This window comes from Pseudoteredinibacter isoporae (genome assembly GCF_040372805.1).
Lineage (GTDB): Bacteria > Pseudomonadota > Gammaproteobacteria > Pseudomonadales > Cellvibrionaceae > Pseudoteredinibacter > Pseudoteredinibacter isoporae_A.
On sequence record NZ_BAABWJ010000001.1, the window covers coordinates 686,817 to 701,393 of the forward strand.

At 50.5% G+C, this 14,577-nt stretch carries 10 protein-coding genes; 6 read left to right on the forward strand and 4 right to left on the reverse strand.

Going from position 1 to position 14,577, the window contains the following annotated elements:
- Positions 1–32 precede the first annotated feature (32 nt).
- Together ABWW03_RS03160 and ABWW03_RS03165 are read left to right on the forward strand one after the other, a co-directional pair.
- Positions 33–713 (forward strand): class I SAM-dependent DNA methyltransferase, encoded by a 681-nt coding sequence (locus ABWW03_RS03160; protein WP_353406307.1) that lies wholly within the window; start codon positions 33–35, stop codon positions 711–713.
- Positions 714–736: 23 nt separating this feature from the next.
- Entirely contained in the window at positions 737–1,060 is a 324-nt protein-coding gene (locus ABWW03_RS03165; RefSeq protein ID WP_353406308.1) for a hypothetical protein, read from the forward strand.
- 26 nt (positions 1,061–1,086) lie between these two features.
- Here ABWW03_RS03165 and ABWW03_RS03170 read toward each other — a convergent pair whose 3' ends face one another.
- A complete protein-coding gene (locus ABWW03_RS03170) occupies positions 1,087–2,790 on the reverse strand; it encodes an MFS transporter (protein WP_353406309.1) in 1,704 nt (567 codons plus the stop codon).
- 194 nt (positions 2,791–2,984) lie between these two features.
- Here ABWW03_RS03170 and ABWW03_RS03175 point away from each other — a divergent pair, with 194 nt between their 5' ends.
- The 4 genes from ABWW03_RS03175 to ABWW03_RS03190 all read left to right on the forward strand — a co-directional run bounded on the left by ABWW03_RS03175 (position 2,985) and on the right by ABWW03_RS03190 (position 7,322).
- Positions 2,985–5,630, forward strand: coding sequence for a hypothetical protein (locus ABWW03_RS03175; protein WP_353406310.1), 2,646 nt, complete (start codon positions 2,985–2,987; stop codon positions 5,628–5,630).
- A 119-nt stretch (positions 5,631–5,749) separates the two neighbouring features.
- Positions 5,750–6,133 carry a hypothetical protein gene (locus tag ABWW03_RS03180; RefSeq protein WP_353406311.1) on the forward strand — a complete coding sequence of 128 codons (384 nt, stop codon included), beginning with the start codon at positions 5,750–5,752 and terminating at the stop codon, positions 6,131–6,133.
- Complete coding sequence (locus ABWW03_RS03185; RefSeq protein ID WP_353406312.1) at positions 6,123–6,347, forward strand: amphi-Trp domain-containing protein; 225 nt, start codon at positions 6,123–6,125, stop codon at positions 6,345–6,347. Before ABWW03_RS03180 ends, ABWW03_RS03185 begins: the two co-directional genes overlap by 11 nt.
- A gap of 195 nt (positions 6,348–6,542) precedes the next feature.
- A complete protein-coding gene (locus ABWW03_RS03190) occupies positions 6,543–7,322 on the forward strand; it encodes an SDR family NAD(P)-dependent oxidoreductase (RefSeq protein WP_353406313.1) in 780 nt (259 codons plus the stop codon).
- A 99-nt stretch (positions 7,323–7,421) separates the two neighbouring features.
- On the opposite strand, the gene ABWW03_RS03195 is transcribed toward ABWW03_RS03190, so the two are convergent.
- The 3 genes from ABWW03_RS03195 to ABWW03_RS03205 all read right to left on the reverse strand — a co-directional run bounded on the left by ABWW03_RS03195 (position 7,422) and on the right by ABWW03_RS03205 (position 14,330).
- Entirely contained in the window at positions 7,422–10,538 is a 3,117-nt protein-coding gene (locus ABWW03_RS03195) for an efflux RND transporter permease subunit (protein WP_353406314.1), read from the reverse strand.
- Complete coding sequence (locus ABWW03_RS03200) at positions 10,535–11,851, reverse strand: efflux RND transporter periplasmic adaptor subunit (protein WP_353406315.1); 1,317 nt, start codon at positions 11,849–11,851, stop codon at positions 10,535–10,537. Before ABWW03_RS03200 ends, ABWW03_RS03195 begins: the two co-directional genes overlap by 4 nt.
- A gap of 343 nt (positions 11,852–12,194) precedes the next feature.
- The gene (locus ABWW03_RS03205) at positions 12,195–14,330 is read right to left on the reverse strand and encodes a TonB-dependent receptor (RefSeq protein ID WP_353406316.1); all 2,136 of its coding nucleotides are present in this window, start codon (positions 14,328–14,330) and stop codon (positions 12,195–12,197) included.
- Positions 14,331–14,577 lie beyond the last annotated feature (247 nt).

A 14,577-nucleotide genomic window follows, 5' to 3' on the forward strand; every position in this document is an offset into this window, starting at 1 on the left:
ATCTCACAAGCCAACAACGAACACTGAAGACTATGACTCTGCTCAATGAACAACTTATCCTTCAGGCGTGGAACCACAACGCCTCACCCTGGATAGAAGCCCTGGAAGCTCGTGAAATTGCCAGTCGAGAGCTGGTGACTAACCAAGCTATTTTGGAAACCCTGCAAAACATTCCCAGCCGCAGTGTACTCGATCTGGGTTGTGGTGAAGGCTGGTTAAGCCGAGCGCTCGCCAATCAGGGGCGAAATGTTGTCGGCGTTGATGCAGTCCCCATGTTTCTGGAAACCGCCAAAGCAAAAGGCGGCGGCGACTTCAAACTCTGTCGTTATGAACATATATGCCGACGCACTGTTGGCACTACCGTTGACCTGGCTGTCGCCAACTTCTCACTACTCGGGCGACAATCCGTTGAATTGGTTTTCCGACGCTTACGCCCCCTGCTGAACTATGGCGGACATTTTGTTGTGCAAACACTTCATCCCCATACCAGCTGTGGCGACATGCCTTATGAGGATGGCTGGCGCGAAGGCAGTTGGGCAGGCATCAGTGAACGCTTCAAAGAAGCCGCCCCTTGGTATTTCAGAACACTGGAAACTTGGCTGCAGCTATTCAGCGAAACCGGATACAGTTTGCAAAGCGTCCGCGAACCCATAAACCCCAACACCCGAAAAGCCGCGTCGATCATATTTGTCGCTCAAAAAATTGATGTTTAGTAAACCTCGGACATGACATCGTCGTGAAAGAAGCGCAGTTCTATTGGGGACCTTTCGCAAGAGCCTGCTACATCGCCGCTTGGTGGTTCTGTTTGTTTTTTGTCTGGGTCGCACCCAATGTTCTATGGACGTACATTCCCGTGTTAATTTTTCTGGGAGTAGGCTTGCGCCCTCTACTGGAAGCCACAGGTTTATACACGGCGTGCCAAGCCATATTACTTAAACGAGATGATGCCTATTGGGCGAAGGCGAACAGCCGTCATCGGAAGAAAGTCGAACAAGAAGAGCGCAGTAAACGCTTAAAGCAACAGCGTTTGAAAGATGAGCGCCTGCCCAAAGACTGGTAGGCGCCAAGAGACTATTCGCCAAGTAATTACGCGATTGAGCGTCTTACGTAGCGGCGATTAAACCACCACAAGCCTGCTGAAGTGAGTAGACCAATAGCAGCAAAAATAAGCCACATTAAATCTGGTCGCCCCCACTCCTTGGCCACGGTTCCGTAACCCCAACCCGACAACAATCCCGCGAACAGAAAACCCAAGGCCATGGACACAAAATAGTAGCCCATGTACAAAGCCGCTTGATTCTTCGGCGCAATATTGGCTACGTATTCCTGGCTTTTAGGTACCGTCACCATTTCACCGAAGGACATCATCACTACGGCCAACACAATGGTGCTGCCACCCAAGGCAACACTGCCCGATGTCAATGCAACCAGTAAGCCCAACACAAAAATGATCACACCGGCAACAATCACATTAATGGCTTTAAAACGCTGACAGACATAACTGACAGCGATTTGACCAAAAATAATCATAGCGAAGCCGATATTCACAATGTATTCCGGGTTAATTTGCCGGTAATCTTGTTGCCATTGCAACGCAATGTCGCGAGCTTCTGTACCCTGGCGAATAGCCTCCATAGCCGAGGCAATTTCAGTCTGAGGCACCATCACCTTTAAGTGCACCAACTCTAGCCGCAGCGTATCCAAACTGGCGAGCACGTCCTGCCCCGCCAGCGCCTGCAGTTTTTCAGTCAGTGCATCGACATTCACAATTGCAAAATAGTCCACCGCTCCCTGACCAAACACACTGATAAAGGCAATCACGTCTGCGGTATCAATATAGTCGCGAAGATACAGCGGCAAGGTGTAAAACAATTGGTTATAGATCGCCCAGAAACCAGAAAGAATTCCCAAATAGATAGCAAAGGGCACATTACTGACGCGAACTTTTTGTTGCCACCACGTTGCATCTTCATTGTCCAAAGCAAATTTATTCCAGACAACATTCAACAACAACCAAGCCACAATACCGGCAAAAGCCACGGGGTAACTGAGCCAGCTCGCACCGGCGCACATCAATAAAAGAATGCAGGGAAAGATGGTCATGGCAAACCGCGCATTGCCTAAAACCTCTTGGGCTTCCTGAAGCACCTGTTTCAAACTCTTGCTGGCTTGTGCATCCGCATGCTCCGGATCACGAGGATCGGAATATAAGAACGCGGCCGGAAAAAAGTTGATGCAAATCCACAACGCCGACATCAAAAAGACCGCATCCCAACTGATGGCCCGCACATAACCCGCCACAAAAGGCCCTAGGAAACCACCGACATTCACCATGGTATAAAAAATACCGAAACCCAAGCCTCGGTTGTGTTTATTGGTGGTCAGGGAAATGGTTCCCTGCACGACGGGCTTAAAACAAGCCGCCCCGAGTGCGACGGCAAAAAAAGCCAGGAAAAACCCTCCGAAACTGCTGACCTGCCCGAGCAGATAATAACTCGGTGCCATGATGGCGAAGGACAGCAAGAACATTTTCTTAAAGCCATAGCGGTCGGCGAGGGCACCGGTAATGACTGGCAGAATATAAAGAAAGAAGGGAATGATGCCTTGCAGCGCACCGCGTTGAGATTCTGTAAAACCCACGCCCCCTTGATCAACCGGGGTCGTCATATACACCGAAGATACGGTAAAAAAACCGTACCAGGCCAGGCGCTCAAAAATTTCCATGCCATTGGCAACATAGAAAGACCTGGGAAATGCCGAGCTCGCCGGCGAGGCTGCTGTCGTAGACATGAAATCGCCACCATTGTCTGTTGTTATTGTGATCTTTGGGGCAAGTCTCAACGCCGCCCTGGATATTGGACGCTAAGCGCAGCGCGACGCTGCCGGATGAGAGGGCCCATTCACAATTGTCGCATTATGCACTTGTCCTGTAATAGGGCATATTGTATAAAATATACAATTTAGTCAATGATAAAGGACCCGGCATGACGAATAATCATTTTACGCCCCTGGCGCGCACTCACTCGATTCGTCAGTCCCAGGGTCCCCATCCATCCAGAACCCGCACATTCCTGCGCCACACCGGTATTCTGAGCGCCTGTTGTCTCGCAGCTCTTGGCTTGAGCTCCTGTAGCCCGCAGGCGCCTAAGTCCCCGGATGCTATGGCCGCAAAGATGGAAGTGAGCATTCCCAAGCCCACCGAAATGAGAGCCGACGTACACGTCGAGGGGCGGCTTTCCACCCTCCTGAACATGGACATTAAAAAACTGGGACGGCAAATTCCTTATACCTACAGCGCCGGTAAAATCGCCAACAGCCCGGGTTATGAGTGGTGGGTTAGCAAGCACTTTGCCATCAAAAGCGATCTGCCTGAAGATAAAGTAAGGCTCTATCTGGAGCTTCTGGAGATGTCTTATCCCCATTATGTGGAGCTGTTTGGAGCCGAGCCCGCCAATATCGACAACCAACGTATCGCGGTGGTCTATGGCAAAAGCCGGGCCAGCACCCGCAATACCATGCTTGATGATGGCTTTCGTCGAGGGGTTCACAAAAACGCGGGCGGAGAAACCATGTATTACAACCGAGCTGGTTACAGCTTTCCTTCCAGCCGGGAACAGCATCAACGTTATATTGTGATCCACGAAACCATGCACGCCTACCATATGGCACTGAGTGGCCATTCCAGCTGGGCACCAAACTGGATCACCGAAGGTCTCGCGGACTCAATCGCCAGCCACGTTTATTACCCTGAACGCCAACAGTTGGCGGTTATGGTGCGAGACCGGGCTCCCATGAGCTATCTGATCAGCGGCCTCAAGCAATTTTATGCCGCCGATGAACCAGGCATTGCCGAAATCAATGACAACCCCGCACTCAAGCGCGGCCTCAACTTTTTTATCATTCACTTTTTATTGAGCGACCCCGAACGCGCCCAATATTTTGCCTGGTTCCGTGATCAGCTGATGGCGGCTAACCCACATTCAGAAGCCACTTTACCGACAGCCAATCAATTACTGAAAGATGTGTTCCCTGACTGGGAGCAACTTGAAGCGGCATTTCAGAAGTACGTCAAAAGTCAGCACAGCAGCTTTCACATTGCATCCGGCCCCTGGGAGCAGGATGGCAACGCCTATTGGATTCGCGTTCAGGAAGAAAAACAACAACCCCGCCTGGATATCGGCATTAATCCCAAAGGTGAACTGCTCAGCGCCATGCAAAAGGCCGTCGATTTTCCTGGCCCTTTGGACAACCCACTGATCATTCCCGCTACGGAATCTCAACTGGGATTACTGGTGACATATCAACCTGGCCAACTGCATCGTGGCCAAGTGGGGATTGGCTTGGGGCTTGAGCTTCATCCGGAAAACCAGGCTTACCGTACCGACTATCAAATCGTTAAAGAAGAGAAGCCGAACACGGAAGACACAAAAACTGACAGCCAACAAACAAGCGGCAACAAACGCCCGAACTATCGGCTCGACCATTACTTCCCTCTATGGATCAAAGAAGGGCGCTACCTGATTTTTGAAGGCCCACAATATCAAGCCTTTGCACTATCACCTCGGCTGGCCGACGCATTGCACGCACAAAATGAAGAGGGCGCTGCACTGGGTGTGAATGTGAAACTCTCCCGGGAGCACATCACCATTGAAATCCGTGGTTCACATCAGGGCACACTCATCAGCCAGATCGAAAACATCCCACTTTCCCGCGATCACATGGAACGCCTCAGAACTCGAGCGATAAGCTTACTCGCGAATGATGTCAGTCACCGTCTAACGCCGTATTTGCAGTTTCCTGCAAGGGCGGCCACTCGCCAACACGCAACGCTCATCAGTAATCCCTGGCAATTCGCCGACATGCCGAAATTGCAACGCATATTCCGCGCCTGTTTACAGGAACAGAGTACTCAGCTGGCGGAGCCCTGCGCCCAAACACTGCCTAAGGTATACGCCCAACTGGACGACAGCCAGCAGCATCAACTGGCTTCAGCGTCATTGGATACACTTGAACGTGCTTTGCTTGACAGCAACAACGCCGAGACCCTGAAACAACTTGCCGGCCTGAGCAATCGCTTGCGTTACAACGGAGGCAAACCACAACTACTGAGCGAAATTTCCGGCGATGCCAAACTCAATAGCACGCTCAGCTGGCAGCAGCAGGACCAGCATCTCGACCAGAAAATTGAGCAATCCCTTTCAAACCGCGCGGTAGTAGACCTTCACAATGTCAAAGCCCGCAAACTGAATTTAACCCAACGAGTCACATGGAAAGGTCGACATTTCACCGTCAATGAGACGTTTGACAACCCTGGCTTCGATGGTGTCTGCCTGGTCGATCGCAACAACCTACGTGACGGGAAGCTGCAAAATCTGATTAAAATTACCGGCCCTTATTCTGGGAAAACCCATGGCACAGTACGCATTGATGTTATGCCCAGCCAAGCCGTGAAGAACAGTGTACAGACTGTAGACATCGAGATTGCACCTTATGAGACCAAAAGCTTCAAACAACTTTTCGAGTTAAACCCGCAATACAAAGGCCCAATCACCATTCACAGCGCCGCCAATCTGGAAGTGGATGGTGAAGCGATTTATCTGAGTCAGGATCAGCGTATCGAGCAACCTTGACATCATTCTCGCTTATGCTGCAGATATCCGTTGTGAACGGATATCTGCTTCGCTTCTGATTCGGCAACGGATTCTGAACATGCTTTAATAAGGACATTATTATTCGCCGCGGAACATTAATGAGCAAAGCATTTTCTCTCTACGTACTTCTACTTCTTTTTCTAAGTCCCGCCACATTGGCAGATTCTGCCATGAACCCCTGGCAGGTATTCACCTTTAAAATGGGCATTCGCGCAGGCTGTATGGAATCGGAATACCGTGAAAGTGAATCTCTGAGCAAAGCCTGGCAGCACTGCAGCTGTGTCATGAAAGGCTTTGAAGACCATCTGAACGACGCACAGTGGTATCTGGTAACCAGGCAGGTTATGGAAGATGGCAAAGGGTTGGAAGAGGTCTCATTGCTGAAACCCGTGCTGAAACAGATTCCCCTTTGCTCAAAAGACTCGTCTAAGGAAGGGATTGATCAAACCAACGCCAAAAATGAGGAACATCATGAGCCATAAAAGTGATCGCGATATCGAAAAGTCCTACTCAACTGCTGAGTTTGTGTCCAAGCTGCGCCGCCTGGCTGACGCCTTGGAGACAGGTGAGAAGTTTGAAATTCAAATTGCCGGTGAACGCATTTATGTGCCAGTGCGCGCGATTTACAATATCGAGCACGAACGTGAAGGCAATGAGGAAGAGATTGAATTTCAAATCAAATGGCAAAACGACTGATCTCTCGCCCGACAGTAAACTAGACGCCTGATCATCTGCCATTGTCTACAGCGCCCAGCAACGGGCGCTATCCATCTTACTTAGTCATCCCCGATCTACTGCCCAAGCAAACTTTCATCTATACGCTATATTTAAAAGAACAGGCTTGGAATAACAAGCCCTCTCTATATTTGACCATTTGACGTCGGAAATCTTATGAACAGTACTACTGATATGCAATTTCAGGATAAAGTCGCATTGATCACTGGTGGTAGCCAAGGCATCGGCTTGGCCACGGTCAATCAATTGGTTCGCCAAGGTGCCCAGGTAATTTGCTGTGGTCGCAGTCAGAAAAATTGGGAAAATGCTGTTGAGGCTAACCCAGAACTGAAAGATGCCGTCGAGTTCATTGCTACCGACCTGAATAATGAGCACGCAACAGAAATTCTATTTAAGCGTATCGAACAAACTCATGGCCGTTTGGATATCGCCATCAACAATGCCTCACCCACCGTGGCGTCTCATGGCCTGTTTGCCAATGTCCCCACGGCAAAGCTGAAAGAAACCCTTGATGCTGATCTCTGGTCTCAGATGTTCTGTCTGCAAAGAGAAATCGCACTTATGCCCAGTGGCGGAAAGATAGTGAACGTATCGTCCGTTAATGGCCTCTCTGCAACTCCTGGTGCCGCGGCCTTCAGTGCCGCCAAGTTCGGTCTGGAAGGCATTACTAAATCTCTGGCTCTGGAATATATTCAACAAGGCATTCGAATCAATTCGGTCGCCCCGGGCGCGACCTTAACGCCTCGAGTTCAGCAGCAAATCGACAGCGCACCCAGCCCCGAAAACCGTTTAAAAGAAATTGAATCGCGCATTCCCCTCAAGCGTATGGGGCGCAGCAATGAAGTTGCCAATGCGATTTGCTGGCTGTGTTCCGACCAATCCAGTTATGTCGTTGGACATACCCTGGTAGTGGATGGCGGTCGCAGTCAAGCCTGAGGAATACGCCCCGACGGGTCATGATAACAAGGTGGCAGTAGCCACCTTTTTAGTAACCGTTTATTTTGTTGTTTTTTTCCGCCAAATCTGCCGTCTGATTCAGGGCTGTACAACTGGCGCCGGTTTGTCTTTGAGAAAATCCTTAGCGCTCTCCAATAACAATATATTGACGGGAACGAGAATCAACGTGACCAGGGTCGCAAATAGAATACCGAAGCCCAACGAGACTGCCATCGGAATCAAGAATTGCGCCTGAACGGCTTTCTCAAACAGTAGCGGCATCAAACCCAAAAACGTCGTCAGAGAAGTCAGCATCACCGGGCGGAAACGCGCTGCACCTGCCTGTAATACCGACTCCATCAAAGCTTGAGCAGATGACATGGTTTTTGCCAGCTCTTCACGACGCCGGTTGCAGAATTCAACCAAAACAAGACTATCGTTTACGACAACCCCCACCAGAGCCAACAACCCAAGTAAACTCATGATGGTGAGATCCATTCCCATAATCCAATGCCCAACGATTGCCCCAATGGCCCCGAAAGGAATGATCGACATCACAATCAAGGGTTGAGAATATGAACCAAAAGGGATCGCCAGCAACGCATAGATCACAAACAACACCAGAGCAATACCGATGCCCAGAGAGGAGAACGATTCGCGCTGTTCCTGAGCTTCACCTTCCAAACTGAAACTTGAACCTGGGTATTGTTGACTCAGTTCATTAAGAAATTCAGACAGATCACGATACAACACGGTGGCATTGGTACTGCCTTTGTCGAAGTCTGCGACAACGCTGGCTGTACGACGCTGATTAATTCGGTAGATTGCGGCCGCCCCCCGATCAGGAATCAGCTGCGCCAGCTCATCAAGAGGAATCAAACCGGCCGGCGTTTTAATATCAATATTTCGAAGATCACTGATCGCCCGACGTTCATCCGCCGGCAAACGAACCATCACTCTCACTTCATCACGGCCACGTTGAATACGCTGAACTTCAATGCCGAAGAAACTTTGCCGCACTTGTCGAATGATCTGGCTACGGCTGATGCCCAAGGTTTTTGCTTGCTGTGTCAATTCAAGGCGCAGCTCTTCCTTGCCGTCCGACAAATTATCCGATATATCGAAAACCGTGGGATAAGTAGCCAAGCGCTCCTTCAACTGCCCGGCCATCTTTTCCAGATCGTTAGCATTGCTGGAGCTCATACGCACATCAATAGGGTCGCTGCTGCGGCCAATCTCTGCCCGAAACGTCAATGACTCTGAACCAGGAACCTCACCAATAAGCTGACGCCATTCTTTAACCAAATGTGCAGTACTCAACTCCGGATCGCGTTTTTCAGAAGGCACCAATTCAAAGCGTACATTGCCATTTTCAGCTTGCCCTCGGTGTCCTGTACTGGAATAGATATTCAGTATCACACTTTCGCCGGTCTCATCATCTCGATATCGGTCTTGGATATTTCTGGCGGCATTGACCATATTCAGAACGACTTGATCCGTCACTTCGAACGCCGTCCCTGCGGGCATAACAACCGTCGCCCTTGCCGTGTCACTCTGGATGCGCGGAAAAAAGATAAACTTCGTCCAACCGGTCATGATCAACGTTAGAATTAAGCCAAATACTCCACAGAACAACAGCAGTGTATTCAAACGATTACGCAGGGCGATCGCCAGCACGGGTTGATACGAGGTGATAATAAAACGCTCGAAACCTTTAGCAAAGTTCCGCTGCCAGCGTGAAAGACGGCCTCGCTCTTCTCGAAAGCGAACATTTTTCAAGTGTGCAGGCAATACAAATTTTGATTCAATCAAAGAGAAAATCAGCACCGGTACGACGATAAACGGAATCTGGGCAAAGAATGCGCCACGGCGCCCTTCCATAAACGCAATAGGCATAAATGCGGCGACAGTTGTCAGAATACCGAAGGTTACCGGCACCGCCACTTCTCCGGTACCTCGAATCGCAGCCTCCATACCGTTGTCGCTGCGCTCGAGATGACTGTAGACATTTTCTCCCGTCACAATGGCATCATCTACCACGATGCCCAGCACCAGAATAAAACCGAACAACGACATGACATTCAGAGTGACACCAAAAAAGGGCATAAAAATAAACGCGCCCATGAAACTCACAGGAATGCCCAGGAACACCCAAAAGGCAATCGACGGCCGTAAAAACAGGCTTAGTAATGCCAGAACCAAAATGCCACCTTGCATAGCATTGCTGATCAAGGTACTGAGGCGACCTTTGACAATTTCAGAATCGTCATCCCAATAACTCAGGGACATTCCAGCCGGCAAACGCTCTTGTTGCTCAGCGATATAGTTCCTTACTTTTTCTGCAACTTCGATTGCACTTTGATCACCAACACGATACACCTCGATCATCACGGCGAGCTCACCATTGAATCGACTGCGCAGAGGTGTTTCTTCAAAGCCATCTCGAACGGTCGCGACGGTGCCTAACGCTATCACACTGCCATCGCTGTTGGTTTTCACGGGAATGCTTTCAAACTCATTACGCACATAGGCCTGGCCTTTCGAGCGCACCAGTATTTCACCTACGTCAGTTTTCACATTACCCGCTGAAAGGTCGAGAGAGTCATCGCCCACTTTGTTTGCGATATCATCCAGGGCCAGATCATACTCACGCAGAGTATTTTTACTGACTTCTACCGTCATTTCATAATTGCGCACGCCCACCAACTCCAGTTGAGTAATGCCTGGCAACTGCAGTAAATCGTCACGAACTTTCTCGGCATAATGTCGCAGCTCCTGTTCGCTGAGCTTTCCGGAAATTGCGACCGTAATGACTTCCCGTTTGCGAATCGCCAAGGCTACAACCGGCTTTTCAGCTTCTACTGGAAAGGTATTGATTTCATCTACCCGTGCTTTTACATCGGCCAACAATTCACGCGGATCGTAACTGTCATCAACTTCGATGCTAACGGTACTACCACCTTCTACAGAACGACTACTCAATTCCTTGATGCCTTCGAGATCAGCCACCGCATTTTCAATCCGCATGGCCAAACCCTGCTCGGCGTCTTCCGGGCTGGACCCACGTAAACTCACCGACACATTGATAATATTGGGTTCAACGCTTGGGAAGATTTCCAGCGGCACCTGGGTTTTCAAAGAGAACACACCAGCGATGACGATAACGATCATCAATAAATTGGCCGCAACATGATTTTTGGTAAACCAGGCAATCATGAATCACCTCGCTGAACATGCGCTTCGGGGGCGTTCGTGCGGCGCCTTTCCGAGGATTTTTTCTGCCCACGCTCACCTGCCTGTCGGGGCTTACCCAGCTGCGGGCCTTGACCTTGTCGACCGGAGACGGCTCGACGCTGTTCGGGCTTGTCTGTAATCACTCGCACCGCTGTGCCGGATGGCAGCTGACCGAGACTGGTCACAACCAAGTTATCGCCTACCTGCAGCCCATCATCAATCAAGGCCTCGTGTTCGTTCTGCCAAGCAATATGAATATTTCGTCGCTGCAAAGTGCCATCCACTTCCACATAAACATAACTGCCTTGGTAAATCACACGATTGGGAATCACGATGGCATTGTTCAGTGTTTTACCACTGATTTTGGCTTGCACATATTGACCTATTTTTAATGGTGCCTTTTTCTGATCCCCATCACTCAATGCCGCCGCACCGTATGGGTCTTTGATTTCGGCAATAACATAAAGCTGCCGACTGCCACTGTCGATGGCACCTTCGGTTTCGATCACCTGACCAAACCAATGCTCCGGGCGGATCAAGGTCGATATAAACTCGACAGAGGGCTTTTCTTCCGAGCTTTGATTGAAACGATAGCGCTCCGGCAGTTGAATATAGGCCAAGTCGCGACTTTTGATTGGTAGCCTGACCTCAATTGTATCGACTCCGTATATCGTCGCTAACACCGTCCCGCTCGAGACAAACTGCCCTAAGTCAACGGATTTACTCAACACCCGTCCAGCAAAAGGCGCGCGAATATGGGTGCGCTCCACATCCAGCTCAGCCTGACTGAGGCTGGCTTCAGCCGACTGCACATTCGCCTGTGCCGCCAGCAACTGGGGTTTACGTGTAACGATATCTGGCGCCTCGCCTTTTTTACCGGAGCGTTTCCAATCCGCTTTCGCCTGCTTAACTCTGGCTTCTTCTTCACTGAGCAATTGCTCTGCACTGGCCAGACTGGCTCGGGCTTTTACCAGGGCAACTTGATAATCCCGGTCTTCCAAGCGCAAAAGCGCTTCGCCCGCTTCGAAGAAACCACCCGCGCGAAACTGGGGACTGACCCAGGTGATGCGAGCAGAGACTTCAGGCAGCAACTGGGTTTGTGTACGTGGACGAATCAGACCATAACTGTCCAACTGGATGGCATATTCGCGTGCCTCAATGGCTTGTACATCCACGGCGATGTCAGCCGGAGGCTTACCACCCCGTCGTTTTGCCGATGGCGGATTACTGCTGATCACGAAAATCAACATAGCGAAGGCCGCGACAATCGCGACGGATATCCATTTTTTACGCATCTAAACTGCCCACTGTTATTCAGTCTGAATCAGAATTAAGTGGCGAGTGTAGAGGATTTGGGAAAAGGGAAAAAGGTGGGGGTAGAGCGCCCGAACGGCGGGTTTTTACAAAACTTCACGGAGGTCAGAAGGACAAGCCAATCCGCTTGCAATTTGCCGTCATATTCTGCGCATTTACCGAAAAAATCGGAGAGAATCCTTGAAAGTGACCTCCCCATGGTGGCGGGCTAATGAAAAACTCCACAAAGAATTCACATTGTTTACACCTAAAACTGTTCAGGTCGATAAGCCTGAGCTGAAAACAGCTCAGGCTTATCGACAGGCCAACCATTCGGTGTTTTATTTAGAAGCTAAAGCGCGCACCCAAAGTCACGCCCCGGCCCGGTTCGGGCGCGATCTCTCTCAGGAAGGAACTCGCATTGCGAATCTCTTCGTCCAAAAGATTGTCGCCACGTACAAACACTGTCCACTCACCCTGACCGCTTTCTATACGGTAATTCAATTTCGCATCCAGGCGCTTGTAGCTCTCTGTTGTTTCTTCGTTGCGCCCGGGGCGGTCCTGTTCCGCCACATGAGTGAAGCGCAATTGGGCATCAAAAGGATTGGACGCCAGCTCACCGTGATAATCGACCTGCATCCCCAAACGACGTGGAGTAATACGAGGCACATCTTCTCCAGAATCCAGTTCGGCTCTTACGCTGTCAGCAAAAAACTGAACGTCCCAGCTGTGCCCCTCTGCGCGATAAATCGGTAAGGTCAGAGCCGCTTCAACACCCGAGAACTCGGCGCCTTGTTGGCGATATTGGAAAAGAGGTTGCTCTTCACGGAGGTCACCGGTGTTATCCCGGTAAATAAAATCGTGAATATCATTGTAGAAAACACCGATATCCAGTTCGATATAATCACTTCCCATTGGCACATGATATTTGTAACCGAATTCGATATTGTGGCTCGTCTCTTCATCCAGATCCGCATTACCCAATTCGTAGCTTTGGGTGGCCACATGGACACCATCAGAGAACAACTCTTCGACGGAAGGCGCACGCTGAGCGCGACTCAGCACCAAATTGAGTTGCTGTTGATCACTGAAACGATACTGGGCTGCCAGACTTAAGCTGTGTGTATTGAAATCTACGGTGCTGTGACCCTGGGCATCCACTTCCGTGCGCTCAAGACGAGCACCCGCTTCCAGTAACCAGCTGTCGAAATCCCATTCTTCGATCAAGAAGACACCGACGTTCTCGGTGGTGCTGCCAGGAATAAAGGCTTCGGCACCGACTGCTTGAAAGTCTTTGTCCAGAAACTGCAAGCCGAAAGCACCGCGCGCTTTGCCATCCATCCAACGGTTGTGAACCATTTCGATGCGACCCTCGAAGGCTTCACTGTCAAACACGGTACCAATCTCTGCACCTTCCAATTCTTTGTGCTGATAATCCACATACCCCAAGCGTAGGGTCATTTTCTCAATACCACTTATTGGCTTGAGAAACTGGCCTTTGATGTCGTAACGGGTTTGTTCCATATCGATACGGACATTTTCTTCCCCATGACCGTGCTCATCTTCGTCTTCATGGCCATGCTCGTCCTCGTCATGATCTTCATCATGATCGTGCTCTTCTTCATCCTCATGGGCATGAGCGCCAGCGGGAATCCCGTATTCATTGTCCAGGCGGCTCACACTGAAACCCATAAAACTTCCGTCATTACCGACCCAGCTCAGACCACCCGTAACGCTCTTGCTTTCACTGTCACTGTTTTCGATAAAACCGTTGCTTGTGTCTTCCGGATGTTCGTCACCATGGATATCGGCGTAGCCGGGAATGTCCACATCGTCACTGCTGCGGTACAAGCCATCCAGATGCCAGGCCAGGTTTCCAGAACCACCTTCAATTTTAAATACCGTCGCACTTTCTTCGTTCACACTGTTGTAACGCGTTTCGACACTCCCGTTGATCTCATTAGGGACTGACGAGGGAATGCGATTGTCGATGACGTTGATCACACCACCGATGGCGCCGCTGCCGTAGCGCAGAGTCTGGGGGCCGCGCAGCACCTCAATACGCTCAGCCAATAAGGCCTCAACCGCATTGGCGTGGTCGGAGGAGGCGTTGGCCGCATCCAGAGTGTCAAGATTGTCCTGCATCACTTTTACGCGATTACCCTGCTGGCCACGAATGACGGGTGTCCCGACACCTGGACCGAAAGAGGCACTCGCAACCCCCAATTGCCCCTTCAGGGTTTCCCCTAGGGTCGCGGCCGCCGCCTGGCGCAATTGGTCGCCACTCATAATCGCCGCAGGACGGGTATTGTCCGAGTGGGTTTTATCCAGCGGTGAAGCACTGACAATCACTTCTTCAATGGTGTTTTGGTGCTCGGCATGTTGGCTGATACCTGGTGCAGCCTCAGCCTGTAAGTTAGTACTTGCAATCATCAAAGAGCTTGCTACAGCAATTGCTGCGCATAATGGACGCTTGTTCATCGGTCTTCCAAATTCAATTTCGGGCGCGGGGCGCCAAAGTAAAGATACGGCGATAAGCCCAAGGCTTAGCCGAGTGTTTCAACAATCAGGAAGGGCTCAAGGGAGCCTAGATGGACGGCGGCGCTCGAATTGCATTGAAAGTCAGAGCCGACGCAAGGGGGGCGTTGTCTTTCTCAGAAAAGCCAGGCTCAGCGGTCTCAGTTTGAGAGAACAGGAGCGGGGGACTTGCTGCCGCCTCACTGGTGTT